The organism is Paenibacillus sp. PL91 (genome assembly GCF_012935325.2).
Lineage (GTDB): Bacteria > Bacillota > Bacilli > Paenibacillales > Paenibacillaceae > Pristimantibacillus.
In genome coordinates, this window is sequence record NZ_JABBYG020000001.1 from 230511 (window position 1) to 256626 (window position 26116).

Annotated in this window: 27 protein-coding genes and 1 other RNA gene; all 28 read left to right on the top strand. The window is 48.5% G+C overall.

Translation table 11 applies throughout. The annotated features are described in order from the left end of the window. Positions 1-9 precede the first annotated feature (9 nt). The 28 genes from HI950_RS01095 to rnpB all read left to right on the top strand — a co-directional run bounded on the left by HI950_RS01095 (position 10) and on the right by rnpB (position 26078). Positions 10-612, top strand: a complete 603-nt coding sequence (locus HI950_RS01095) for a hypothetical protein (RefSeq protein ID WP_169081973.1) — start codon at positions 10-12, stop codon at positions 610-612. Between the two features lie 88 nt (positions 613-700). Continuing rightward, the gene (locus tag HI950_RS01100) at positions 701-1054 is read left to right on the top strand and encodes a histidine triad nucleotide-binding protein (RefSeq protein ID WP_169081972.1); all 354 of its coding nucleotides are present in this window, start codon (positions 701-703) and stop codon (positions 1052-1054) included. Between the two features lie 85 nt (positions 1055-1139). Then, complete coding sequence (gene rpsU / locus HI950_RS01105) at positions 1140-1313, top strand: 30S ribosomal protein S21 (protein ID WP_005547957.1); 174 nt, start codon at positions 1140-1142, stop codon at positions 1311-1313. Between the two features lie 15 nt (positions 1314-1328). Next, on the top strand, positions 1329-1772 hold the full coding sequence (locus HI950_RS01110; RefSeq protein WP_056627487.1) for a GatB/YqeY domain-containing protein: 444 nt from the start codon (positions 1329-1331) through the stop codon (positions 1770-1772). Between the two features lie 156 nt (positions 1773-1928). Continuing rightward, positions 1929-3302 carry an NfeD family protein gene (locus HI950_RS01115; RefSeq protein WP_169082252.1) on the top strand — a complete coding sequence of 458 codons (1374 nt, stop codon included), beginning with the start codon at positions 1929-1931 and terminating at the stop codon, positions 3300-3302. A 34-nt stretch (positions 3303-3336) separates the two neighbouring features. Further along, complete coding sequence (gene floA, locus HI950_RS01120; protein ID WP_317618278.1) at positions 3337-4332, top strand: flotillin-like protein FloA; 996 nt, start codon at positions 3337-3339, stop codon at positions 4330-4332. A 60-nt stretch (positions 4333-4392) separates the two neighbouring features. Beyond that, a complete protein-coding gene (locus HI950_RS01125; protein ID WP_169081971.1) occupies positions 4393-4890 on the top strand; it encodes a hypothetical protein in 498 nt (165 codons plus the stop codon). A 220-nt stretch (positions 4891-5110) separates the two neighbouring features. Continuing rightward, entirely contained in the window at positions 5111-5389 is a 279-nt protein-coding gene (gene yqfC / locus HI950_RS01130; protein ID WP_169081970.1) for a sporulation protein YqfC, read from the top strand. A gap of 56 nt (positions 5390-5445) precedes the next feature. Next, positions 5446-6639, top strand: a complete 1194-nt coding sequence (yqfD, locus tag HI950_RS01135) for a sporulation protein YqfD (protein ID WP_169081969.1) — start codon at positions 5446-5448, stop codon at positions 6637-6639. 6 nt (positions 6640-6645) lie between these two features. Continuing rightward, on the top strand, positions 6646-7617 hold the full coding sequence (locus HI950_RS01140; protein ID WP_169082250.1) for a PhoH family protein: 972 nt from the start codon (positions 6646-6648) through the stop codon (positions 7615-7617). 17 nt (positions 7618-7634) lie between these two features. Then, complete coding sequence (locus tag HI950_RS01145; protein WP_169081968.1) at positions 7635-9881, top strand: HD family phosphohydrolase; 2247 nt, start codon at positions 7635-7637, stop codon at positions 9879-9881. Then, positions 9878-10375: an rRNA maturation RNase YbeY gene (gene ybeY / locus HI950_RS01150; protein WP_169081967.1), complete on the top strand. Its 498-nt coding sequence runs from the start codon at positions 9878-9880 to the stop codon at positions 10373-10375. Before HI950_RS01145 ends, ybeY begins: the two co-directional genes overlap by 4 nt. Further along, on the top strand, positions 10375-10737 hold the full coding sequence (locus tag HI950_RS01155; protein WP_169081966.1) for a diacylglycerol kinase family protein: 363 nt from the start codon (positions 10375-10377) through the stop codon (positions 10735-10737). Before ybeY ends, HI950_RS01155 begins: the two co-directional genes overlap by 1 nt. A gap of 29 nt (positions 10738-10766) precedes the next feature. Next, positions 10767-11204 (top strand): cytidine deaminase, encoded by a 438-nt coding sequence (gene cdd, locus HI950_RS01160; RefSeq protein ID WP_169081965.1) that lies wholly within the window; start codon positions 10767-10769, stop codon positions 11202-11204. 7 nt (positions 11205-11211) lie between these two features. Continuing rightward, positions 11212-12135 (top strand): GTPase Era, encoded by a 924-nt coding sequence (gene era / locus HI950_RS01165; protein WP_169081964.1) that lies wholly within the window; start codon positions 11212-11214, stop codon positions 12133-12135. Positions 12136-12235: 100 nt separating this feature from the next. Next, positions 12236-12394, top strand: coding sequence for a YqzL family protein (locus tag HI950_RS01170; protein WP_169081963.1), 159 nt, complete (start codon positions 12236-12238; stop codon positions 12392-12394). Positions 12395-12560: 166 nt separating this feature from the next. Continuing rightward, a complete protein-coding gene (gene recO / locus HI950_RS01175; RefSeq protein ID WP_169081962.1) occupies positions 12561-13304 on the top strand; it encodes a DNA repair protein RecO in 744 nt (247 codons plus the stop codon). Between the two features lie 147 nt (positions 13305-13451). Continuing rightward, complete coding sequence (locus tag HI950_RS01180) at positions 13452-14993, top strand: MDR family MFS transporter (RefSeq protein WP_169081961.1); 1542 nt, start codon at positions 13452-13454, stop codon at positions 14991-14993. A gap of 360 nt (positions 14994-15353) precedes the next feature. Further along, the gene (glyQ, locus tag HI950_RS01185; RefSeq protein WP_053376811.1) at positions 15354-16241 is read left to right on the top strand and encodes a glycine--tRNA ligase subunit alpha; all 888 of its coding nucleotides are present in this window, start codon (positions 15354-15356) and stop codon (positions 16239-16241) included. After that, complete coding sequence (gene glyS, locus HI950_RS01190) at positions 16234-18315, top strand: glycine--tRNA ligase subunit beta (protein ID WP_169081960.1); 2082 nt, start codon at positions 16234-16236, stop codon at positions 18313-18315. Before glyQ ends, glyS begins: the two co-directional genes overlap by 8 nt. Positions 18316-18342: 27 nt before the next feature. After that, positions 18343-19158, top strand: a complete 816-nt coding sequence (locus HI950_RS01195; RefSeq protein WP_169081959.1) for a pyruvate, water dikinase regulatory protein — start codon at positions 18343-18345, stop codon at positions 19156-19158. Between the two features lie 89 nt (positions 19159-19247). Beyond that, positions 19248-19709 (top strand): YaiI/YqxD family protein, encoded by a 462-nt coding sequence (locus HI950_RS01200; RefSeq protein WP_169081958.1) that lies wholly within the window; start codon positions 19248-19250, stop codon positions 19707-19709. Positions 19710-19750: 41 nt separating this feature from the next. After that, positions 19751-21604 carry a DNA primase gene (gene dnaG / locus HI950_RS01205; RefSeq protein ID WP_169081957.1) on the top strand — a complete coding sequence of 618 codons (1854 nt, stop codon included), beginning with the start codon at positions 19751-19753 and terminating at the stop codon, positions 21602-21604. An 18-nt stretch (positions 21605-21622) separates the two neighbouring features. Beyond that, positions 21623-22753: an RNA polymerase sigma factor RpoD gene (gene rpoD / locus HI950_RS01210; protein WP_053376806.1), complete on the top strand. Its 1131-nt coding sequence runs from the start codon at positions 21623-21625 to the stop codon at positions 22751-22753. A gap of 122 nt (positions 22754-22875) precedes the next feature. Continuing rightward, positions 22876-23712: a hypothetical protein gene (locus tag HI950_RS01215; protein WP_169081956.1), complete on the top strand. Its 837-nt coding sequence runs from the start codon at positions 22876-22878 to the stop codon at positions 23710-23712. Next, complete coding sequence (locus HI950_RS01220) at positions 23712-24494, top strand: tRNA (adenine(22)-N(1))-methyltransferase (protein ID WP_169081955.1); 783 nt, start codon at positions 23712-23714, stop codon at positions 24492-24494. Before HI950_RS01215 ends, HI950_RS01220 begins: the two co-directional genes overlap by 1 nt. After that, positions 24461-25582: a Nif3-like dinuclear metal center hexameric protein gene (locus HI950_RS01225; protein WP_169081954.1), complete on the top strand. Its 1122-nt coding sequence runs from the start codon at positions 24461-24463 to the stop codon at positions 25580-25582. Before HI950_RS01220 ends, HI950_RS01225 begins: the two co-directional genes overlap by 34 nt. An 88-nt stretch (positions 25583-25670) precedes the next feature. Then, an RNA gene (rnpB, locus tag HI950_RS01230) (RNase P RNA component class A) lies at positions 25671-26078 on the top strand. The last annotated feature ends 38 nt before the right edge of the window (positions 26079-26116 follow it).

Below are 26116 nucleotides of genomic sequence, written 5' to 3' on the forward strand. Positions count from 1 at the left end.
GCTGCGAAGTTGGAACAGCAGCAAACGGGCAAGCGCTCGATCGCACTGCCGATTACACTTGTTATTCTCGTATTCAGCTTAATCGGCAATGTTTTTTTGTACTCGCAATTTTTACAGCATAAGCAAGAGAAGAAATTTGTAAAGGGTCAGAGAATTTTTGCGGCTGCCTCAGAGTCGAAGCAATATGTGGACGAAATGATTCCGGTGCTTGATGCTATGCTTCAAAGCAAAAGCTTGGAGGAGCGCCTAGACTTTAAATTTGCAGCCGGTAAGGCAGCCGCTAATGGAGAGGCGTTAGTCCAGCTCATAGATGAAGCGGCAAGCATTTCTGCTCAACCGGAGAAATTGAATTCGGAATTGGTATCGCAATACTTAAGCGAGAATGAGAAGAGCTTAAAAACGATTGGTGGTTACGATAAGCCATTAAACGATGAGGAGCATGCCTATATTCTCAAAATAAAAGGTACTTTTGAAGCGATGTCTGGCATTTTGAAAGGCTTCAATACCAATATCGCCGATAACCGTATCGCTTTAATCCGCTTGTCGAGCGGTCTCGAGTGGATTGATCTTGCCGCTGAGCTTCAGCAGACGATGACGAGCACCTCTAAATAAAGCAGAATCAGCTCTCTGGTATTCCATTGGACTAGCACTCATTTTTTCGTTATGATAAGAGAAGATGAGTGGACAGGGGGTGAATCACATGGACTGTATTTTTTGCAAAATAATCGAAGGCGCTATTCCGTCGAAGAAGGTATTTGAGAACGACAGAATTCTCGCATTTCACGACATACAGCCAGCTGCTCCGGTACATATTCTCATCATTCCGAAGAAACATATTCCAACCATGAATGACGTAACCGATGAGGATGATCCGGTCGTAGCCGAGCTGTTCTCGGTAGCCCGCCAAATTGCCAAGGAGCAAGGAATTGCGGAGTCTGGCTACCGACTAGTTAACAATGTAAATTCCGATGGCGGACAGATCGTTTATCACCTGCATATCCATTTGCTAGGGGGAACAAAACTTTCTCCGCTGCTCGTAGATATCCAAAGTTGACACTGCCTTTTGGTTTGACATATAATGAAATTTGATAAACCGTGTTATAGCTCTGGACGGTCTGTTTCGGAGGGAGGGAAAACTGGTGTCTGAAACTAAAGTTCGCAAAAACGAAACTATTGATGCTGCGCTTCGCCGCTTTAAACGTTCCATCGCTAAAGATGGAGTTCTAGCTGAGGTGAAAAAACGCAAGCATTATGAAAAGCCAAGTGTGAAGCGCAAGAAGAAGTCTGAGGCTGCGCGCAAGAGAAAGTTTTAGGAGGATCCTTCCATAATGAACCTGAGCGAAAGATTGACCGACGATATGAAGCAAGCCATGAAGAATCAGGACAAGTTTAAGCTTTCCGTAATTCGTATGATGCGCGCGTCAGTGAAAAACTTGGAAATCGATCTCAAGCGTCCTTTGGACGATAACGAAGTGCTTGATATATTGAGTCGCGAAATCAAACAACGTAAAGATTCCCTCCAAGAATTTAAAAAAGCCGGCCGTGATGATTTAGTAGCGGGTCTTGAGGTCGAAATTGAAATTATTAGTCAATACCTTCCCGAACAGCTGACTGAAGAAGAGATTCAAGAGATAGTAACGCAGACCATCCATGAACTCGGTGCTTCTTCCAAAGCCGATATGGGAAAAGTTATGAGTGCCCTTTTGCCTAAAACAAAAGGACGCGCTGACGGTAAACTAGTAAATCAGCTCGTACAGCAACATCTCAACTAACTAAACATTCGGACTCACAAAACACCCCTTAACCGGGGTGTTTTTTTGTAGGCGATGGTTCAAATGGTATAGTATGGATTACGTTACTTGAAACATTTGAGCTTGCTGCACGTAGTAGGGAACAATACACGAAAAGAAGGAGGGAGCTTCTTGCACATGAACCGATGGCGAAGAAGGTTGTCCGCTACTCCTATTGCCTTGCTTGCGGCATTATTGCTGGTTACGCTTGCAGGCTTGTTCGGCCCCCGGATGGAGCAAGCGAGGGCAGCGAGTGAAGCAGGCCCTGCCGTTTATGTCATACCGGTAAAGCAGACGGTTGAATCCGGGCTGCAATCGTTTCTGGAAAGAGCCTATAAAGAGGCTGAGGAAGCGAAAGCAGAGCATGTCATACTCGTTATCAATACGCTTGGCGGCAAGGTGGTGAACGCAGAGAGCATCGGCCATTTTATTCGGGAAAATAAAATTCCGACAACGGCATTTGTTGAGGGCAAGGCGGTATCTGCCGGCACGTATATTGCGCTTAATGCGGATAACATCGTTATGCAGCCCGGCAGCACGATTGGTGCGGCTGCGGTTGTAGACGGCTCGGGAAATCTCATCGAAAATCCGAAAACGATCTCATTCTGGACTTCCGAAATGAGCGAGTCGGCAGCCTTGCAGGGACGCGACAAAAGCATTGCTGTAGCTATGGTTGATCCGAATGTGGAATTGTCATTAAAGGATAAGATCGGCAGAGACAAGCTGAAGGGCGAAATCCTCACATTGACGGCGAGCGAGGCGGAGAAGGTCGGCTATTCCGAGCATACGGCTGCATCCGTTGACGAAGTGGTCAAATGGCTGGACCTTGAAGGACGGGCGCAGATTGAAGTGGTACCATCACTGGCGGAAAATGCAGCCAGATGGCTCATCAATCCAGTCGTCATGACGGTGCTGCTCATCCTCGGTATTGCAGGCATCGTCATTGAAATGCTTGTGCCGGGCTTTGGCGCACCAGGGATCATTGGCCTACTGTCATTTGGCCTTTATTTCTTCGGTCACTACGTGGCTGGATTTGCGGGGATGGAATCGGTTGTCCTGTTCGTAATCGGAATTGCCCTGCTCATTATCGAGGTATTTGTGCCGAGCTTCGGTATTCTAGGCATACTTGGAAGCGCGGCATTAATAACAGGTGTGGTTATGGCAGCATCTGATCCGATGACGGCGTTCATCTCAATCGTCATCGCGCTAGTCGCAGCGATCATTCTGATCACCATATTCGTAAGAATGAACAAAAAGCGCGGCATCTGGAACAAGTTTATTTTGCGCGATAAGCTGACAACGGAGCAAGGCTACTTGTCAGCGGATGTGAAGGATTCGCTGCTTGGGCTGGAGGGCACGACGATTACGCCGCTGCGCCCGGCAGGAACTGTTCTAATCGGCGATAACCGCGTAGATGTAGTCACCTCGGGCGAATTTATTGACACAAATCGTTCCGTTAAAGTCGTTAAGGCTGAGGGGACTTGGGTTGTCGTCAAAGAAATCGTAAAATAGTGCTGACAATATAAATACATGGAGGTTGGAACAAATGCAATTGGATCCATTGGTGTCCATTTTAATTTTGGCTGTCGTCGTTATAATCGTACTGTCTGTATTTCTAAGCTTTTTCCCGATTATGCTATGGATTTCGGCATTGGCATCAGGCGTAAGAGTAGGTATTATTACGCTCGTTGCAATGCGCCTTCGCCGGGTTGTACCGAGCAGAATCGTGAATCCGCTAATTAAAGCGACAAAAGCGGGTCTTGGGCTTAACATTAATCAGCTAGAGAGCCACTTCTTAGCTGGAGGTAACGTTGACCGTGTTGTCAACGCTCTGATTGCCGCGCAGCGCGCGAACATTCCACTCATTTTCGAACGTGCGGCTGCCATCGACCTGGCTGGTCGCGACGTGCTGCAAGCGGTTCAAATGAGCGTTAACCCGCGTGTTATTGAGACGCCAATCGTTGCTGCGGTAGCGAAGGACGGTATCGAAGTAAAGGTAAAGGCTCGCGTAACCGTTCGTGCGAATATCGACCGTCTAGTCGGCGGTGCGGGTGAAGAAACGATCATTGCGCGTGTCGGTGAAGGGATCGTAACGACAGTAGGCTCGGCGAATTCCCACAAGGATGTGCTTGAGAATCCAGATATGATTTCGCGTACGGTACTTGGCAAAGGGCTCGACGCTGGAACAGCGTTTGAAATTTTATCAATCGATATTGCGGACGTAGACGTTGGCAAAAACATTGGCGCACATCTTCAAACCGAGCAAGCCGAAGCGGATAAGAAGATCGCTCAGGCGAAAGCGGAGGAGCGCCGTGCAATGGCTGTCGCGCAAGAGCAGGAAATGAAAGCGAAGGTCGTCGAGATGGAAGCTCGAGTAGTCGAGTCGGAATCACAGGTGCCGCTTGCGATGGCTGAAGCGCTCAGAAGCGGAAAAATCGGCGTTATGGATTATATGAACTTAAAAAACATCGAGGCCGATACGCAAATGCGCAGCACCATTGGCAAGCAGGATAATTCCTCTGACAACAAAGAAGGCCGCTAGTGCCATTGATCCAATCAATTGCTGCGACTAGATTGACCGCTCCTTGGAGGTGAAGGCATTTTGAAAATTATTGAGTTTTTGATGAATAACATCTTTATCGTTGTCATTATTTTCGGAGCGCTTGCTTCGCTGTTTGGCAAAGCAGGCTCGAAGAAGAAGCCAAGTCAAATGCCGGACTTTGGCGGCGGAGGGCTCCCGCGTAACTTATACCCTCAAGCAAGCGAGAGAGAACCACGCGAAGACCGTCCCTTGCAGGAGCGGACGGAGGGTCAGCCTGTCTATCGTTCCCAACCCGAGCAGGAGCGTCAGCACGCTGCGAATCCGACCTTACCGACAAGTGAATCCGAGTTGCTCCCAGGAGCGCCTCAGATAGCCGCTCTTCAACGTTCGCTTGAGAGGGCAGCGACAAGTAAAGCAATGGCTCCGGCCGCAGCAGAACGCAAACCAGCAGGCCAGAGTGCGATTGCTGCAACTGTGCAAGCTGATGATTTGCGCAAAGCGGTCATATGGGCAGAAATTTTAGGTCCACCCCGCGCCAAGAGGCACTATCGAAAATAAACAATGAACCGCCGAGCATACCGCTTCGGCGGTTTTTTTGTTTTTCCCCCGTTATAAACGCTAGCGGCTAGATTCATCTCATAAAAGCTTTACCGTTCGCATATTTTGGTACAGTACATGAAAACCGCCACTCCTTTGCTTTGCTCTGGCAAGGCTTAGCGTCTGCTTGCTTACATAGCAGGTTTGCTCAACAAACCTTGAAGGAGGCAAAGATTCTTCCATGCGCCGTATAAAAAAGAAATTTCGCAAAGTGACAGCAGAGCTACTGGATATGCCGCATGATGTCATATTTGATTTGCCGCGTCTAACGATGATCGGCGATTGCCAATTATATATTGAAAATCATCGAGGAGTCGTTCATTTCTCCAGCGAGCGCTTGCGACTCGCTTTAAGCAAAGGAGAGCTGGAGGTTACAGGCAGCTCGCTCGTCATTCGTACAATATGGACGGAGGAAGTGTTTGTAGAGGGTCAAATCTCGAACATTCAACTGATCCCCTAATATAAAAGGAAGCTAGCTTGCTTTGCAAAAACAAAAAAGTATTGGAGGCGAACGGAATGAGCGGACAAGGTGCGGATTGGTTAAAGGGAATGGTTACCGTTCACATAAGGGGAGGACAACCAGAGCAGCTCGTCAACCGCGCGCTCTCTGGGGGCTTGCAGCTGTCTTCTATAAGATGGACAAGCAGCGGCCTGCTTGAGTTTGAGCTTTCGGTAAGCGACTTCTTTGGCCTTCGTCCGTATTTAAAGGAGACAGGCTGCCGAGCCCATGTTACGAAGCGCAAAGGCTTGCCGTTTTTGCTCGTAAAGGCGGAGCGCAGGAAGCTATTTGCAGCCGGCATCGTATTGTTCTTTGCGATTATATTTATGCTTTCCTCTTTGGTGTGGAGCATCGAGGTACAAGGCAATGTGAAGCTGTCCGAGGAGCAAATCCGCCTTGCAGCCAAGCAGGAAGGGTTATATCCGATGCAGTGGTCATTTCGCCTTGCCGATGCGGACAAGATGTCCAAGCAGCTCGTTCAAAAGCTGCCTGGTTCGACCTGGGTAGGCGTAGAGAAGAAGGGCACGAAGGTAATCATTCAAGTAGTGGAATCGACTATTCCCGAGCAGGCGTCCTTGCAGACGCCACGTCATTTGATAGCCTCGGCAGATGCCGTCGTTACTGAAATTATTGCAGAGGCGGGAAGGCCCGTCGTCAGGAAAAATACAAAGGTGAAGAAAGGCCAGACGCTGATCTCAGGAACAATCGGCGGAGAAGAATTTTCACGGACAATCGTTGCAAAAGGCAAAGTCAGAGGGCTCGTCTGGTATGAGTTCGAAATATCTTCACCTTTGGTTCAGCACGTAAAAGTATACACAGGCGAAAAGAAGACAAAATGGTTTGCGGTGATAGGCTCGCGCGCGCTTCAAGTAAGCGGATATGGCGATAATCCATACAGCGCCTCTGAAGCAATTCGCCATGAGGAGAAGGCATCCTGGCGCAATTGGTCGCTGCCAATCGGACGCATGAAGGAAACCATCATGGAGACGCGCATGGAGGAGAGGACACTGACGGAGGAAGAGGCGAAGAGCACAGGCATCCTGCAGGCAAAAGCCGATGTGCTTATAAAAGCAGGCAGCGATGCGGTCATCCGAGATGAAATTGTTTTGCATGAAAAGGCGGACAATGGTAAAGTTTATATGAAAGTTCTTTTTGAGGTCGAGCAATCTATCGTAAATGAAATGCCACTAGTCCAGATGCAGGGAGAATGAGGATTGTTGCAAATTGAGACGAAAATAGTAAAAATACCTCTAGGCAACGCAGCGGAGGGACTGGCTGTATTCGGCCCCCAGGACAATTACTTGCGATTAATACAAGCTCAAGTAGAATCATCTGTTACATCACGCGAAGCTGAAATTGTCATTTCAGGTCCATCGGAAGAGGTTGATTCATTAGAACAGCTTTACAATGTGCTCATACAGCTCGTACGCGGGGGTTATCAGCCTTCTGAGAGAGATGTAGCATATGCACTTGAACTCGCGAGGTCTATGCAGGCCGAAGAGCTGCTAGACTTGTTTAAGAAAGAAATTACGACTACGTACCGCGGCAAGCCGATTCGCGTGAAAACGATTGGGCAGCGCCATTATGTGAAGACGATTCGCAAACGTGATATCGTATTCGGAATAGGGCCTGCCGGTACGGGCAAGACGTATCTTGCTGTCGTACTGGCCGTTGCAGCCCTGAAGGAAGGCTCTGTGAAGCGGATCGTATTGACGAGGCCTGCTGTGGAAGCGGGAGAAAATCTCGGATTTTTGCCGGGCGACCTTCAGGAAAAGGTGGATCCATACCTGCGTCCATTATATGATGCGCTGCATGAAGTGCTTGGTCCTGATCAAACGGTCAAAGCGATTGAGCGCGGCATGATCGAGATCGCACCGCTTGCTTATATGCGCGGGCGTACCCTCGATGATGCATTTATTATTTTGGATGAAGCGCAAAACACTACGCCGGAGCAAATGAAAATGTTTCTGACAAGACTTGGCTTCGGATCTAAAATGGTTATTACAGGCGACGTTACGCAGATCGATTTGCCTCGCGGCAAAAACTCGGGCTTGATCGAAGCGCAGCGTATTTTGAAAAACATAGAGGAAATCGGCATCATCCTTTTCTCTGAGCAGGATGTTGTGCGTCACTCGTTAGTGCAAAAAATAATTGTAGCCTACAACTGGGATGCTGAAAACAAAGCCTAGAAAGGAATGTCTGCTGCATGAACCAAAACCAGTCCGGAAAACAGGAGAGCTTGCGGCCGTCTAAGATGACGGGGTGGAAGCAAAGCGCAGCCGTTCGCTGGGTGCTGATGTTTATGTTTGTGCTGCTGTTCTATTTCAGCTTGGCTCCGCATCTTGTTCCCGAGACCTATGATATTGAGGAGGGCGCGATAAGCGAGAAGGATATTAAAGCGCCCTTCCAAATAAAAGACGAGAAGGCGACAAGGCAGGCGGAAGAGGATGCCGCTGAAAAGGTCGACGATATCTATTCGATCGTGCCGCTGCGCAACGATGCGCTGGTCGAGCAAATTTTTGTGCGGATCGAGCAGTTGAATTTGGACGATCAAGTCACCGTTCAAAATAAGATCGATATTTATCGCAATGAAATTCCGGGTCGGTATTCCGAATACGTTGACAACTTCGTGAAGCTGAACAAGGGTAAAGGCACCTACAATGATGCGCTGTTGGATGAAATGTCGCTCATTACCAAAGAGCAGCAATATACGATTCCGGAAGAAACCTTCTACAAAATGCCGAACTTAACTTCCGAAACCTTAACCGAGATGCGCAAAGTAGCTCGGGATATTGTGCGTAAGCTTACCGTAGAGCAGCTTCGCGAGGCGGAGACCGCGAGAACGCAGGTTGCCGAGCTCGTGAATGCTAGCTCGCTATCCAGCAGGACAAGCAGAGAGATCGTGCAGGAGCTGGCGCGATTCGTTATTATGCCGAATAAGTTTTTGGATAAAGAGGCGACGGACGAGGCTAAGGTGCAGGCGAAGCAAAACACGCCGGCAGTCATCATTAAAGAAGGCGAGTTGATCGTAAAGCGCGGTCAGACGATAACGCCTGACTTGTACAAGCTGCTGGTTGATTCTTCGCTGCTGCAGGATAAAAAAAATTATTGGCCGCAGCTTGGGCTTTTGATCATGTCCTTGATGTTCATCGTCGTGCTGTACGCTTACTTGCATCAGTCAGGGAGCATCAATGGAATTAAGCCCAAATACAACAATGCATCGCTCCTTATGCTTTGGCTCATCTTCTTGATAAATATTATTACGATGCAAATCATTTCATTGACGCAGACGGATGCGGCGCCCTATGCGGGCTACTTGGCGCCTGCTGCGCTTGGAACGATGCTTATCACTTTGCTGCTTGATATGCATTTAGCGATGATCAGCTCCATATTATTTGCGATTATGGGAAGCATTATATTAAATACCGGCCAGCATCAAATTTTCGATTTCCAATACGGCTTCGTCATTATTGTCGTATCGTTTGCCGCAATTTTCTCGATACACAGAGCGAGCCAGCGGTCTACCATCTTGAAGGCCGGCATAATGGTAAGCTTGTTCGGCTCGTTATCCGTCATTACGATTCTGCTGCTGTCTGAGCAGATGGATCGCGTGCCATTCATTTATTCCGTTGCCTTCGCATTCGCCAGCGGACTAATAACAGCCGTGCTCGTGATCGGCTTGATGCCATTCTTTGAAGTTACGTTTGGCATTTTATCGGCGCTTAAGCTTGTGGAGCTGTCGAATCCGAACCATCCACTGCTGCGCAAGCTGCTTACGGAAACGCCTGGAACCTATCACCACAGCGTAATGGTCGGCAATTTGTCCGAAGCGGCGGCCGAGGCCATTGGGGCCGACGGTCTGCTATGCCGCGTGGGCTCGTTTTACCATGATATCGGGAAAACGAAAAGGCCAAATTATTTTATCGAAAATCAGACCAATATTGAAAATCCGCATGACACGATCGATCCGAAGCTTAGCAAATCGATCATTGTAGCGCATGCGAGAGATGGTGTCGATATGCTTAAGGGACATAATATTCCTAAGCCGATTCGGGATATAGCCGAGCAGCACCATGGGACAACGTCGCTGAAGTTTTTTTATTACAAAGCGGTTAAGCAGGCGGAGGAGCAAGGAATTGAGCCCGCATTTACCGAGGATGATTTCCGTTATCCAGGTCCGAAGGCGCAATCGAAGGAAGCGGCAGTCGTCGGTATTGCCGATTGCGTGGAGGCGGCGGTGCGCAGCTTGCGTAACCCGACTGTGGAGCAGGTGGAGGCGATGATCCACAAAATTATTAAGAGCAGGCTGGACGACAATCAGTACAATGAATGTGATTTGACGTTGAAGGAGCTGGACAAAATTGCGCAATCTCTTAAGGAAAGCGTAATTGGCATATTCCATTCACGTATTGAGTATCCGGATGATGTGAAAACAAAGGAGCGCTTGGCATGAGCTTGCAGCTGGGATGGAGCAACGAGCAGGAGAGACTGGAAATACCTGAGCATTGGATAACAAAATTAGAACAGCTGCTGCAGCTTGCAGGCGAAGCAGAGGGTATTACTGGTGGCGAGGTATCGCTGACGTTTACGAACGATGAGGAGATTCATCAGCTGAACCGCGAATATCGCGGCATCGACCGTCCAACGGACGTCCTGTCGTTTGCTATGCAAGATGACGGGGTAGAAGAGCTGGACATCATCTTCGAGGTTGAAAGCGAGGACGAGGTTGATCCGATTTCCGGTATGCTTGGCGACATTATTATTAGTGTCGACACGGCTGAAGCACAAAGCGAGGAGTATGGTCACTCTTTGGAGCGCGAAATCGGCTTTTTGTTTGTACATGGCTTTCTGCATCTGATCGGCTATGATCATCAGGACGACGCTGCGGAAGCGGAAATGACCGCGAAACAGGAAGCGATTTTGCAGCAAGCCGGCCTCTCTCGGTAATGAGAAAGTTTATCCACAGCTTCGCCGTTGCGATATATGGGATCGGCTTCGCTCTTCGTACACAAAGCCATATGCGATTTCATGCCATTGCGGGGTTGATCGCATGCTGCTTAGGGCTAATCGTATCGCTTAAGCCGCTTGAATGGGCCATTATTCTGCTTGCCATCGCTGTTGTTGTAAGTGCGGAAATGATTAATACGGCTGTCGAACAAGCCGTCAATCTAGCTAGCCCGGACATTCATCCGGTAGCGAAAGTTGCGAAGGACGTTGCGGCAGGAGCCGTTTTAGTTGCGGCAGCAATCTCAGCTATTATAGGGCTGCTCATCCTTGGGCCGCCCTTATGGCATTTAATTGCGAAATAAGCTGAATTTTATTGAGGAGGATGGTCTGAATGGTATACGAAGGGTTGTCGGAGTCTTACACGAAGCTGATGCTTGCAGCTAAGGAAGCGATGTCTCGTGCATATGTGCCTTACTCCAATTTTCAAGTTGGAGCAGCGCTGCTCGACGACGAGGGTCATGTCCATTACGGCTGCAATGTAGAAAACGCAGCTTACAGCCCTACGAACTGCGCGGAACGTACCGCTCTGCATCGCGCAATTGCAGACGGTAAGCGTCCGGGGCAATTCCAGGCCATTGCCGTTATTGGAAGCACGGATGGACCAATTGCGCCTTGCGGCGTTTGCCGTCAGGTGATGGTTGAGCTATGTGCGCCAGACATGCCCGTCATCATGGGGAATTTAAACGGTCAATGGACGATTTCGACCGTAGCAGACATATTGCCGGGTGCTTTCACACCGGCTTCACTAGCAGAAAATGGGGAGCGTTAAATAACATATGAATCGTACAACATCAAATGAACGTGACAGCAAAAAATTCCGTTCGGGGTTCGTCGCTATTATAGGAAGACCAAATGTCGGCAAATCCACGCTGATGAACCATCTGATCGGTCAAAAAATTGCCATCATGTCAGATAAGCCTCAGACGACACGGAATAAAATTCACGGCGTATACACGACGAATGAAAAGCAAATTGTGTTTCTTGATACGCCGGGCATTCACAAGCCGCAATCAAAGCTTGGGAACTACATGATGCAAACAGCAGAAAGTGCGCTACGCGAGGTTGAGGCGGCGTTATTTTTGATCGATGCATCCGAGGGGCTTGGCGGCGGCGACCGCTTCATTATCGAGCAGCTCAAAAAAGTAAAAACACCTGTCTTTCTCGTTATGAACAAGATTGACAAGGTAGAGCCGGAGCAGTTGCTGCCGATGATTACGCAATACAATGAGCTTCATGATTTTGCGGAAATTATTCCGATCTCGGCGCTCAAAGGGAATAATGTAGAAACGCTGCTTGAGCAGCTCTCCCGTTATTTGCCGGAAGGCCCGCAGTACTATCCAGCGGATCAGATTACAGATCACCCCGAGCAATTCGTATGCTCGGAGCTTATTCGCGAGAAAATACTGCATATGACACGCGAAGAGATTCCGCACTCCATTGCGGTTACGATTGAGGATATGCGCGTAAAGGAAAATGGCGTGGTATATATCGGAGCGGTCATATTTGTCGAGCGAGACTCACAAAAAGGAATCATCATCGGCAAAAAAGGCGAGCTGCTCAAAGAAGTCGGAAAACAAGCGCGTAAGGATATAGAAGCGCTCCTGGGCTCACGCATTTATCTTGAGCTGTGGGTGAAGGTGAAGAAGGACTGGCGCAATCAAGAGCGCGTACTGAAGGATCTTGGCTATCGACACGATTAATACAAATTGACGTTTTTTGTTAAGGATAGATTGAATCGGATTATCGCATCCTATTACCGTCTGGAGCAGCATTTCTTGGGACGGAAAGGGATGAATACGTATGCGAAATTTTTCGTGGAAGTATTTTACGTTGACCGGGGATGTCGAGTCCTTCATGCTTTACAAGGAAATCAATCAATTTGGAGCCGATGACTCCAATGCTTTAGCTTTGGAGCAAGACGAGCTTGCCATGATGGAGTTGGAAGACACATCGGGCTAATGAATCGAAGGTATTATTGAATCGGATATCACGAATAAAAGGTTTGAAAAGATAAGCGGGCCTATATTCACAGCCTTTGCTATGCTTATTTTTAACCGCTAAGCGGATGTTCGCTGCCATGGGACGGCGAACCTCACGCTTTTGCTTTCAGGGGAGAGTTTGCAAAATGCTGTATCGTGTCGAGGGAATCGTCATTCGAAGCATGGATTATGGGGAAGGCAACAAAATTGTTACACTGCTCACGAAGACAAACGGCAAAGCGGGAGTACTTATACGCGGCGCGAAAAAAGTGAAGAGCAAGCACTCTTCGCTCGCGCAGCCGTTTACATATGGAGAGTTCGCTTATTTCCGCAGCAGCGGACTCGGCACGCTGAATCATGGTGAGATTATTGAATCTCACCATGTTTTGCGTGAGAAGCTTGATTTGGCGGCATATTCCTCTTATGTAGCGGAGCTGACTGATCGCTCTTTACAGGATGATGAGGCGACCGGCTTTCATTTTGAACAGCTGAAGGCATGTCTATCAGCATTCCAAGAGGGGAAAGATCCGCAAATCGTGACTCATTTGTACGAAATGCGTATTTTGGACTTGTCTGGCTATGCGCCGGCGCTAGATGAATGCGTAAGCTGCGGCAATGTTGTAGGTCCCTTTAAGCTCTCGCCTTATGCGGGAGGGATATTATGCTCTAGATGCTCAGGCAAAGACCCGCATGCGGTATTGCTTGGAGAAGGCGCATATAAGCTGCTAAGACTATTTCGCAGAATGGATATGAGAAGGCTTGGCTCCATTCAAGTTAAACCGGAGACTAAGGAAGAGCTTAAGCTAGCCATGCGCAAGCTAATGGACACCCATCTTGGCTTGCAGCTAAAATCGCGTAATTTTCTTGATCAGTTGGATAAGCTGATGTAAGACATAGTATATGGATTTATATGGTTTTTTTCTACATCTGAGGTCTTAGATCATGCTCCTACTTTTGCATGTTTACATGAATGGAAGGATTGATTTATGCTAAATGATGTCGTTTGAGACTAGTAATTAATTGGAGGGATTTACCTGATGTCTACAGGGCAAAATAGACTGGGGTTCGTAGTCGCCGGACTTCTACTTGGCATTTTGGTCGCTTCGATCGATAACACGATCGTATCGACTGCCATGGCTACTATCGTTTCCGATCTAGGCGGTTTGGACAAATATGTGTGGGTTACATCTGCATATCTCGTAACGGAAATGGCGGGTATGCCTATTTTCGGGAAGCTATCGGATATGTACGGAAGAAAACGTTTTTTCGTATTGGGCATTTCATTGTTTTTGCTTGGTTCCGTGCTTTGCGGTACGGCTGAGTCGATTACGCAGCTAACGATTTACCGTGCCATTCAAGGCATCGGCGGCGGCGCAATGATGCCAATTGCTTTTGCTATCGTGTTCGATATTTTTCCTCCAGAGAAGCGCGGAAAGATGGGAGGCTTGTTTGGGGCCGTGTTCGGCACCTCAAGCTTGTTCGGACCGCTTGCCGGGGCATACTTAACGGAATACATCAATTGGCGCTGGATATTTTATATCAATGTTCCGATTGGGCTGGTCGCGCTTGCTTTTATCATTATTTATTACAAGGAATCGCATGCGCACTCCAAGCAAAAAATCGACTGGTGGGGCGCTTCGACGCTTGTTGGTTCAATCGTCTGCCTCATGTTCGCTCTCGAGCTTGGAGGTTCGGAATTCGCATGGGATTCTGCGCAAATTATTGGCTTGTTTGCCGGCTTTGCCGTATTGCTTGGCGTATTCTTGTTCGTGGAAACGAAAGCAGCAGAGCCGATTATTTCCTTCAGCATGTTTAAGCAGAGACTATTTGCTTCGAGTACGGGAGCAGGATTATTTTATGGTGCGGCATTTATTACGGCAGCTTTGTACATCCCGATGTTCGTGCAGGGTGTATTTGGCGGAACAGCGGTTAGCGCAGGCTTGACGCTACTGCCTATGACGCTGGGCTCCGTTATCGCCGCGCAGCTAGGCGGCGTGCTAGCAAACAAAATGCCGTATCGCAACGTCATGACGCTATCCGCTGTCATTTTCATCGCCGGCATTGTATTGCTATCGACGATCACGCCAGATACAACCCGTTTTATGCTGTCTGTGTATATGTTTCTAACAGGCTTCGGTATCGGCTTCTCCTTCTCTGTCCTTGGCATGTCGTCCATACATGGATTTGACATGAGGCAGCGGGGAAGCGCGACCTCGACGATGTCATTCGTTCGTTCGCTAGGAATGACTGTCGGTATTACGATATTCGGCATCATTCAACGCAATCATTTTACGAGCGGAATGGCGGATGCATTTGCTGGAAGCGAAGGAGCAAGCCCGATGACGGAAAATGCCCGCGAGCTGTTATCCCCTGAGAAGCGTGCGGAAATTCCGCCGCCTATCATGGAAAAAATCGTCGCAGCCTTGTCTGAATCGGTATCCGTTACTTTCCTATGGTCGATCGTTCCAGCAGGTTTAGCTTTAGTTTGTGTCCTTATGATGGGCAATGCGGGCATGAAGGACATCATCGGCAAGCAATCCGTCAAAGCAATTCCTGCCGAGGAGATTCGCGGCCACTAAGCTATAGGTCAAGAAGACTGAACATCGGGTTTGACAATTGCCATAAAGAAGCATAAAATGATGCAATATGAATATTGGGCAGTGATGGAGAAAGTAATCGCTTCATGTCGACAACTTTAGCGAGCCGGGAAAAGTGAAAGCCCGGATGGACATAGCGGTGAAAGGGCACTCCGGAGCCGTATCGAACAAAGAGGGTTTGCTCATATGGAGCGAACCAAGTAGGGTGGAACCGCGGGATTATAACTCTCGTCCCTACGTCTGGCAGCAGGCGTAGAGACGGGAGTTTTTTGCATGTCTTCGCCTTTGCCGAGAGAATGTCTGGATACGGACAAAATAAAAGGAAAAAGGAGAGGGTCAAAAATGAATTTTCAAAAAATGATTTTGACGCTGCAGCAATTTTGGGCGGAACAAAACTGTATTTTAGTACAGCCTTATGACGTGGAGAAGGGTGCAGGAACGATGAACCCGATGACGTTCCTTCGTTCTATTGGACCGGAGCCTTGGAATGTCGCTTATGTGGAGCCTTCCCGTCGTCCGGCAGACGGCCGTTATGGTGAAAACCCGAACCGTCTTTATCAGCATCATCAATTTCAGGTTATTTTGAAGCCATCGCCAGACAACATTCAAGAGCTGTATCTGGAGAGCTTGAAGCAGCTTGGCATTGATGCAAACGATCATGACATCCGCTTCGTTGAGGATAACTGGGAGTCTCCTACGCTTGGCGCATGGGGTCTAGGCTGGGAAGTATGGCTCGACGGCATGGAAATTACGCAGTTTACGTACTTCCAACAGGTTGGCGGCATCGATGCTAACCCTGTTGCAGTCGAGATCACATACGGCATGGAGCGTCTAGCTTCATACATTCAGCAAAAAGAGAATGTATTCGATTTGGAATGGGTAGAGGGCGTAACATACGGAGATGTCTTCAAGCAGCCAGAGTACGAGCATTCCAAATATACGTTTGAAACTTCGGATACGGCGATGCTATTCTCCCTATTCAACATGTATGAGGAAGAAGCCAAAAAAACGATGGAGCATCATCTCGTATTTCCGGCTTACGACTACGTTTTGAAATGCTCGCATACCTTCAACCTGCTCGATGCGCGCGGCGCGATCAGCGTAACGGAAAGAACGGGCTACATTACAAGGGTAAGAAATTTGGCGCGTGCCTGCGCATCGACTTATTTTGAAGAAAGAGAACGTCTTGGATTCCCGTTGCTGAAGAAAGGAGTGGAGCAGCATGACTAGAGATTTGTTGCTTGAGATTGGACTAGAGGAAGTGCCGGCTCGTTTCGTGCGCGGCGCTATGAATCAGCTTAAGGATAAAATGGTGAAGTGGCTATCGGATTCCCGCATTGAGCATGGAGATGTTCATGTATACGCCACTCCTCGCCGGATTGCGGTACTGATTCATCAAGTGGCTGAGAAGCAGTCCGATATGAATGAGGAAGCCAAAGGACCTTCGCGCAAAATCGCACAAGACGATCAAGGCAACTGGAGCAAGGCAGCGCTCGGATTCGCCCGCAGCCAAGGCGTCGAGCCTGAACAGCTTTATTTCCAAGAGCTTGCAGGCGTTGAGTATGTATATGCGAATAAAAGCAGCATCGGCGCTGAAACAGCAGCTGTACTGCCTGATGGCTTGCTTTCCCTTATTACGTCGATGTCATTCCCGAAAAATATGCGCTGGGGAAGCCATGAGCTAAAATTCGTAAGACCGATCCGATGGCTGGTGGCATTGTTTGGCCAAGACGTAATTCCATTTGAAATTACGGGCGTGAAGACTGGGAAAGTATCCCGCGGACATCGCTTTCTTGGCAATGATGCAAATGTACAGGAGCCCGCTGAATATGTGGAACGCTTGCGTGAACAGCATGTCATCGCAGACGTTTCTGAGCGTGAGCAGCTGATCGTTTCGCAGATTGATCGCTTAGCGAAAGAAAAAGGCTGGGAGATCGCGATCAAGGAAGATTTGCTTGAAGAGGTGCTTTTCTTAGTTGAATATCCGAATGTATTGTTTGGCGGCTTCGATCCGGCATTCCTTCACATTCCGCAAGAAGTGCTTATCACCTCGATGCGCGAGCACCAAAGATACTTCCCAGTGTTTGACGGCGAAGGTCAGCTTCAGCCTTTCTTCGTAACCGTTCGAAACGGCGACTTGAAATCGATCGAGCTTGTTGCGAAAGGCAATGAGAAGGTTCTTCGCGCAAGACTGTCCGATGCGAAGTTTTTCTATGAGGAAGACCATAAGCTCACGATCGAGCATGCGCTCTCGAAGCTGGAAAATATCGTTTACCATGAAGAAATTGGCTCCGTAGCCGACAAGGTCAGACGGATTCGCGCCACTTCCGACTTGTTAAGCAAGCAATTGCTATTAGATGAGCAGGTTTCCAAAGAAATTAGCCGTTCCGCAGACATTTGCAAATTCGACCTCGTGTCGCAAATGGTTTATGAATTCCCAGAGCTACAAGGCATTATGGGCGAAGATTATGCCCTTAGAGCAGGAGAGAGCAAATCAGTGGCGAAAGCCATTAATGAGCACTATCAACCACGCTTTGCCGGCGATCTAGCGCCTTCCGAAATAACGGGTGCTATCGTAAGCTTAGCGGACAAAATAGATACGATCGTAGGCTGCTTCTCCATCGGCATTATTCCGACTGGCTCTCAGGATCCATACGCGCTTCGCAGACAAGCGGCTGGTATTGTACAGATCATTTTGGCGCATGGCTTGAAGCTTCAACTAAACGAATTGTACGATGCGGCCTTGTCTGTGCACGAAGCACGCGGTCTTAAGCGCGACGCCGCAGATATTCGCAAGGATCTTTCCGACTTCTTCGCGCTCCGCGTCAAAAATGTACTGTCTGAGCAAGGCGTTCGTTATGATGTCATTGACGCGGTTATGGCTTCAGGCTTTGCCGATCTGAAATCGACTATCGAACGTGCTTCCGTAGTGCAAGCTCTAGCTGCAAGCGAGGACCGTTCGTCGTTCAAGCAGACGGTGGAACAATTTAACCGCGTTAGCAATTTGGGGTCGAAAGCCGCCGATACGACGGTCGATTCCGCTTTGTTTGCAGAGCCAGTAGAAGCAGAGCTCTATGAGAAATGGCTGCAGCAGCGCCCGGCGTTTAGAGCGGCAATTGAGGATGGCGATATGGCTAAAGCAGTAGAAAGCTTATCATCATTGAAGCTTTATATTCATACTTATTTTGAAAATGTGATGGTTATGGCGCCGGATGAGGCTGTACGGGCTAACCGCTTGTCTACCCTTGCCGGAATCGCAGAGGATATTGCGATTGTTGCAGATTTCTCGAAGCTCGTTTGGTAATATGCCCAGTTAGGAGGATGATGGATCATGTCTCGCTCTAATCCGGAAGTGATTGTATATGTTGTATCGGATGCCGCAGGAGATACAGGGGAGCTTGTCGTACGCGCGGCGATCGCCCAGTTTCACCCGATTAATGCGGATATCCGCAGAGCTCCTTTTATTACGGATGAGGCCAGTCTACAGCGAATCGCCGAGCAGGCTAAGCAAGCCGATGCAATTGTGTTATTTACGTTAGTTATGCCGCATCTTCGTGATAGCATGCGGAAGCTGGCTGAGACTTACGCCATCGTCGCCATCGATCTGTTGGGCTCTTTTATCGAAACGCTGGAGCAGCGAACAGGACGCAAATCCCGTCAGGAGCCTGGTCTTAACCATGTTCTTGACGCGGATTACTTCCGAAAGGTGGAAGCTGTCGAGTTTGCCGTTAAGTATGATGATGCAAGAGATACATCCGGCGTTCTAAAAGCTGATATTGTACTTGTAGGCGTATCGAGAACATCAAAGACACCTTTGTCCATGTACCTTGCTCATCAGAAGTTTAAAGTGGCGAATGTTCCGCTGGTTCCGGAATTGAAGCCGCCTGATGAATTGTTTAAGATTCCAAAACGCAAAATAATTGGACTTACAATCGGAGTGCCTTATCTAAACACGATTCGTAAGGAGCGCCTTAAGGCACTTGGCTTGCCGAATAATGCATCCTATGCCACTCCTGATCGTATAGAGAAGGAGCTCCATTATGCGGATACAATTATGAAGCAGCTCGGCTGCGTTGTTATTGACGTATCACATCGAGCTGTTGAAGAAACGGCAAGCTTAATAATGGAATATGTGCGAATGCCTTAGCGGCAGGAGGCAGGATTTTTTATAGTTATGCCGTATATAATAGTACAGGATAAGAAATTGAAATCGAGCGGTGATCTCATATTCGACTAATGCAACCAACCATTGTGGTCGATGCGGACGCATGTCCGGTAAAAGCTGAAATAGGCGAAACGGCTAGACTTTTCTCTGTTCGCGTGCTGATGGTGGCCTCTCATGACCATCGACTTGAGCCGCAGCCAGGCGTAGAAATTGTTCAAGTGGATCGGAGCAATCAATCGGTTGATCTGTATATTGTCAACCATATTGTACGCGGAGATATTGTCGTTACGCAGGATTTTGGACTGGCATGCATCGCAATCGGCAAAGGCGCCATCGTGTTGTCTCCTAGGGGAGAGCAATACTCGGACGAAAACATCGATTATTTGATGGAGCGGAGACATGAGCTTGCAAAGCGTCGCCGAACCGGAGGCAAAACTAGAGGTCCGAAAGCGATGAATAATGACGATCGTGATCGTTTTCAACAAAAGTTGACAAAAGTTTTACGAAATGAGCAGGAGAACCATGACGTATAGCGAATATTATTTACGTGTTACTAGGATGAAGGTGATGAACGATGACATACGGTAATAAAATACCGGAAGAGGTCATTGATGCGGTTCGCAAGCATTATGACATCGTAGAGACGGTCGGGAAATATGTTCATCTCACGAAGCACGGCAAATATATGAAGGGGTTATGTCCGTTCCACTCGGAGAAGACTCCCTCGTTTACGGTTACGCCGGAGCTCCAAATTTACCATTGCTATGGCTGCGGCAAAGGCGGCAATGTGATTCGCTTCGTCGAGGAAATGGAAGGGTATTCCTTTCCTGAAGCGGTTCGCGTGCTGGCTTCGGATGCAGGAATGCCCGTCACTTGGGCTACGCCCGACGGAGGCAAATCGACGCCGCATGATGCGGATCGAGCCAAGATCATTGAAGCGCATGAGCTGACCATTAAGCTTTATCACCATGTGCTCAATAACACCAAACAAGGACAGACGGCAAAGCAATATTTGCGAGAGCGTGGACTCAGCGATAAGCTGATTGATCATTTTATGATCGGTTATGCTCCTGAGGAATGGGACTTGTTGGCTCGGTTTTTAACGAATCGCGGCTTTGATTTAGCGTTAATGGAAAAAGGCGGTTTGCTTTCGGCTAAATCAGACGGGAGCGGGTATGTGGATCGGTTTCGCAATCGCATTATGTTTCCGATATGGGATCGAGACGGCAAAGCTACCGCGTTTGCGGGTCGCATAATAGGCGAAGGACAGCCGAAATACTTGAACACCTCGGAGACGATGCTTTTTACGAAGAGCAGAACGCTATATAACTTGCATTATGCGCGGCCAGCCATCCGCAAGAGCAAGCAAGTCGTATTGTTTGAAGGCTACATGGACGTCATCAAATCATGGAGCGCAGGCGTGAAAAACGGAATCGCGACGATGGGGACGGCATTGACCGATGAGCATTGCGCTATTCTTAAACGGCAGGCCGAGGAGGTCATCGTTTGTTATGACGGAGACGACGCCGGACAAGCAGCAGCATTCAAATCAATTCCGATGCTTGAAAGCGCAGGCTTAAAAGTGTCGGTGGCGATGCTTCCGAAAGGAAAGGATCCCGATGATTATATAAGCGAATACGGACCGGAAGCTTTCTTGAGAGAGACGATGGACCAGCCGGTATCTGTAACAAAATTTAAGCTTATATATTCACGGAAAAACCATATACTGCTAAAAGAAGAAGGTAGAAAAAATTATCTGCTTGAAGCAGTACAAATTGTTGCCGAGCTTGATTCTTCAACGGAACGCGAGGTCTACTTAAAGGAAATATCCCGAGAGTTCGATATCTCCCTTGACGCCTTGAAGCAGGACTGTCATCAAATCAGGCAGGAGCTGCAAAAAAAGAAACCGCAAGGGGATAATAACGACAATTCGTGGAATAATGGTAGGAATGAAAAGCCCAGAAAATCTGGACCGCCCACACTTATGCCTGCATACACGCATGCCGAACGAAGGTTGCTGCATGTAATGATGCGAGACAGGGAAGTGGCGCAAGCGGTTCACGAGAGATTGGGCGATGCGTTTAATGTTGAGGATCATGCAGCGCTTGCTGCTTATTTATACGCTTATTTTGCACAGGGCTACGATCCGGATGTCAGCCGATTTATTGCAACACTGCACGATGATCGATTAGAACGCGCAGCTGCATCTATACTGATGATGGATGGTGACTTCCCGTTCGACGACACGACGATGGACGCTTATATCCAGGATATTATTAAAGTACCGCAATATCGGGATATTGAGCGCAAGAAAGAAGAAATGGTACGTGCTGAGCGTACCGGCGATTTTTTGGCAGCAGCACAAATAGCAAGTGAGATTATAACCCTAGAGAGACAGCTTAAAGGGCGACAGGAAGATCGTTTCTAGGGGGGAGGGAGTCGGAACATGGCGAATGATCAACATACTGAACTAGATACCGAACAAAAACTGGATCATGTGAAGGATCAATTGATCGAGCAAGGCAAAAAGAGATCTTCTTTGACGTATAAAGAAATTATGGATAAGTTGGCTCCGTTCGATCAAGACCCGGAACAAATTGATGAATTTTTCGAACAGCTCGATGATTTTGGGATTGAGGTACTGAACGAAAACGATGAAGAAAATCCACTCGCAGCCCAAGGGGAAGAGCAGGAGCGCGAACAAGACGACTTCAACTTCGATGATGATCTTGCATTGCCGCCGGGCATTAAGATTAATGATCCGGTACGGATGTACTTAAAGGAAATCGGCCGAGTTCCGCTTCTTTCTGCGGATGATGAGGTAGAGCTTGCACAGCGTATTGAGAATGGCGATGAGGAAGCAAAGCGGAGACTTGCGGAAGCGAACCTGCGCCTAGTTGTCAGTATCGCGAAGCGTTATGTCGGTAGAGGGATGTTGTTCCTTGATTTGATTCAAGAGGGGAACATGGGTCTTATCAAAGCGGTTGAGAAGTTTGACCACCAGAAGGGCTTTAAATTCAGTACGTACGCGACATGGTGGATTCGTCAAGCCATTACACGCGCGATTGCTGACCAAGCTCGGACGATCCGGATTCCGGTTCATATGGTCGAGACGATTAACAAGCTGATTCGCGTATCCCGTCAGTTGCTTCAAGAGCTTGGCCGCGAACCGACACCGGAGGAAATTGCCGCTGAAATGGAGCTTAGCACCGAGAAGGTTCGCGAGATTATGAAAATCGCTCAAGAGCCGGTATCGCTCGAAACTCCGATTGGGGAAGAAGATGACTCTCATCTTGGAGATTTCATTGAAGACCAAGAAGCGCTTGCTCCAGCTGACGCAGCTGCATATGAACTGCTTAAGGAACAGCTTGAAGACGTGCTTGACACATTGACCGAAAGAGAAGAGAACGTATTGCGTCTTCGCTTCGGGCTCGATGATGGCCGCACGAGAACGCTCGAAGAGGTTGGCAAAGTATTTGGTGTTACGCGTGAGCGTATCCGTCAAATCGAAGCCAAGGCTCTGCGCAAGCTGCGCCATCCAAGCCGCAGCAAACGATTGAAGGATTTCCTCGAATAAAACTTAGATGTAAGACAAATATGTGACCTTTCTGCACGTGCAGCGAGGTCTTTTTTCTAAGAAACAGACCTTATACATAAGACTTGCCGACAAGCGAGTGACCGAAAGGATAGCGGAATTCAATGAATCAGGATCGTCGGCAAATTATCGTGAAAGAAATTGATCATTGGCGAAGAAGCAAGCTGCTGCCTGATCAATATTGTGATTTTCTGATGAATTTATATGCTGATCAGGATGCGATCCAAACGACCAAAGAACAGCATCATACAGTAGGAAAAGCGATTGCTGCCGTTTCACGGGCTACAGGCATGCAATGGCTGCTTACATTTGGAACTTTTACCTTAATTTCCTTTGTTGTGCTTTATTTTAACGAATTTCATCCGTTATTGCAAATGGCCGTCGTGGTAGGCGGTGCGGGTGTTTTTCTCAAAATCGGACAGCGGCTTCGCAAGCGAAATGAAGCGGCTGGATTGGCAATAACCAGCACGGGCATGCTGCTGCTTCTAGGCGGCGGATTGTATATGCTCAATATTCATAGCCTCGATCAATGGGGCTGGAAAACAGGGCTGCTCGCTTTGTGCTCACTCTTTTGGATTATTTATGGGATAGCTGCCCGCATTCCTGTGCTTCATCTTTGCGGCTGGCTGGCGGCGATACTCGTGTATGCTTGGCTGTTGTCGCAATTTATGGTGGATTCAAAATGGTATGAGGTCCAGCTTTACTGGCTTCCAATTGCTTGCTTGTTCGGTTGGAGCAGCTGGTTCATCAATCGATGGTCGAAGCAGGTATCGGCAATTCTGTTTTTAACCTGTGCGCTGGTTTGGTTTATGCCCGAGCTGTATGCGATGATGTTCGTAGATGACGCGATTTGGCTTCAGGTGCAGCTTATTGTGAAGATTGCAGTAGGCGGCGCATTATTATTTTCTATGCGAAAAAAATGGATGGTGTGGGTTGTATAATGTTAAAACTTTCTAGACGTCTGCAGCAAATTGCAAATTATGTAACTGAGGGCTCGCGAGTCGCTGACATCGGCTCCGATCATGCGATGCTTCCCGTATATTTGCTTCAGGTTGATAAATGCCCTACTGCGATTGCAGGCGAGCTGAATCTTGGTCCCTTCGAGGCGGCAAAAAAGCAAGGTGCCGATGCTGGACTTACCGCTCGACTGACGGTTCGTCAAGGCGATGGTTTAAATGTGCTGCAGCCCGGCGAAGCCGATACGGTCACAATTGCCGGAATGGGCGGCAGTTTAATGAGCAGCATTCTTGAGGCTGGACGAGCAGCAGGGAAGCTGGAAGGCGTCAAGGAGCTTGTGCTGCAGCCGAATGTAGGAGAAGAAGCGGTGCGTGAATGGCTGCTAAAGCATGACTGGCATTTAACCGCGGAGAGTATCCTTGAGGAAGACGGAAAAATTTATGAGGTTATGCATGCCATTCGAGCTTCGGACGCCAAATCCAGCAATAGCGAGCTGTATGATGGGAGCTTTTTGAAACTCAAGCTTGATGCGGATACGGCATTTAAAGTGTTGAAGCAGATGGGGCCGCATTTGCTCCGTCATCCAAAGCCTGAGCTATTCAAAAAGTGGCGTCATGAGCTGAGTAAGCTAGAACGCATTTGCGAGCAGCTTGCTGGCTCAGAGCTGCCGGAATCGGCAAGCAAGCGTGAGCAATTCCAAGCGGAGAAGCATGTGATTGAGGAGGTATTGTTATGTTTGCCCACGGACAAACCGTCATTCAATTGATGGAGCAGCTTGCCCCAAAGCATTATGCGGTGGAAAATGATAAAATCGGACTTCAGCTCGGTACGCTAAATAAGTCGATTACGAAGATACTTGTTGCTTTGGACGTAACGGACGCCGTAGTTGACGAGGCAATTGAGCATGGCGCTGAACTGATCATCGCTCATCATGCGATTATTTATCGGCCGCTTGCGAAGCTGGATACATCAACGGCTGCCGGCCGATTATATGAGAAGCTTATTAAAAATGACATTGCCGTCTACATTTCGCATACGAATCTCGATGTTGCCGACGGGGGCATCAATGATTGGCTTGCTGATCTTATCGGTATCGTACCGGATGGTCGTCAATGCTTGGAAGAGGTACATACGGACAAGCTTTATAAGCTTGTCGTATTCGTACCGGAGAGCCACCAAGAGCAAGTGCATGAGGCGATTTGGCGCGCTGGCGCAGGCGAGATCGGCAACTACAGCAACTGCAGCTTCAATATAAAAGGAACGGGTACTTTTGTTCCAGGTGCTGGCACGACCCCTTATATAGGAGCGCAAGGCAAACTTGAAAAGGTTGACGAAATTCGCATTGAAACGATCGTGCCTTATAGCGTTCACCGCAAAACGGTACAAGCCATGCTTAAAGCGCATCCTTACGAAGAGGTTGCTTATGATCTATATCCGATTGATTTGAAGGGACGGTCATTTGGTCTCGGCAGAGCAGGCAAGCTAGCGCAGCCTGTCACTTTAGGCGAGCTTGCTGAGCGTGCTAAGCAAATATTTGATGTACCAACCGTTCGTGTAGTCGGTTCGCTCGATCGCGTCGTACGGAAGGCTGCCGTGCTTGGAGGCGCGGGTGCCAAATATGTTCGTCATGCGGTATTTGCCGGAGCGGATGTGCTTATTACCGGGGATATTGATTACCATACGGCCCATGATGCGCTCGCTGCGGGCATGACCATTATTGATCCTGGCCACAACATCGAGAAGGTAATGAAGCAGCAGGTCGCCGATTGGCTGAATAAGCAGCTTGCCAGCAGCAAATCCGAAACGGAAGCGATACCTTCATCACTGAATACAGAGCCCTTTACCTTTGTATAAAAATAAATAAATGGTTGGATGGATAAGTTGGCATTTACTTCAGGGTTGAGCTTTTGCGAAATACCTTGTATACTTAACGATGCCACGGAAAGTTTGACAGACAATCGCTGGCGGCCTTGTTGCCGCGAGAGGAAAGTCCGGGCTCCGCAGGGCAGGATGCTGGATAACGTCCAGTCAGCGCGAGCTGAAGGATAGTGCCACAGAAATGGACCGCCGATGGCCGGCTTTACAGCCGGTACAGGTAAGGGTGGAACCGTGGTGTAAGAGACCACGAGGAGCATAGGTGACTATGTTCCTGGTAAACCCCATCTGGAGCAAGACCGAGAGGACGCCGCAGCCCCTAAGCTGCAGCCTTAGCCTGAGGCGCGTCCGGGTTGGTTGCTGGAGCCGTGCAGCAATGTACGGCCTAGATAGATGATTGTCGCTTCATCGTGGGAGGGTCGTTCCCGTTTGGACCACCAGAAGTACAGAACCCGGCTTACGGCAAACTTTCCGCACGACAAACTACAACAACAAAGAGCACCCATCGCATGC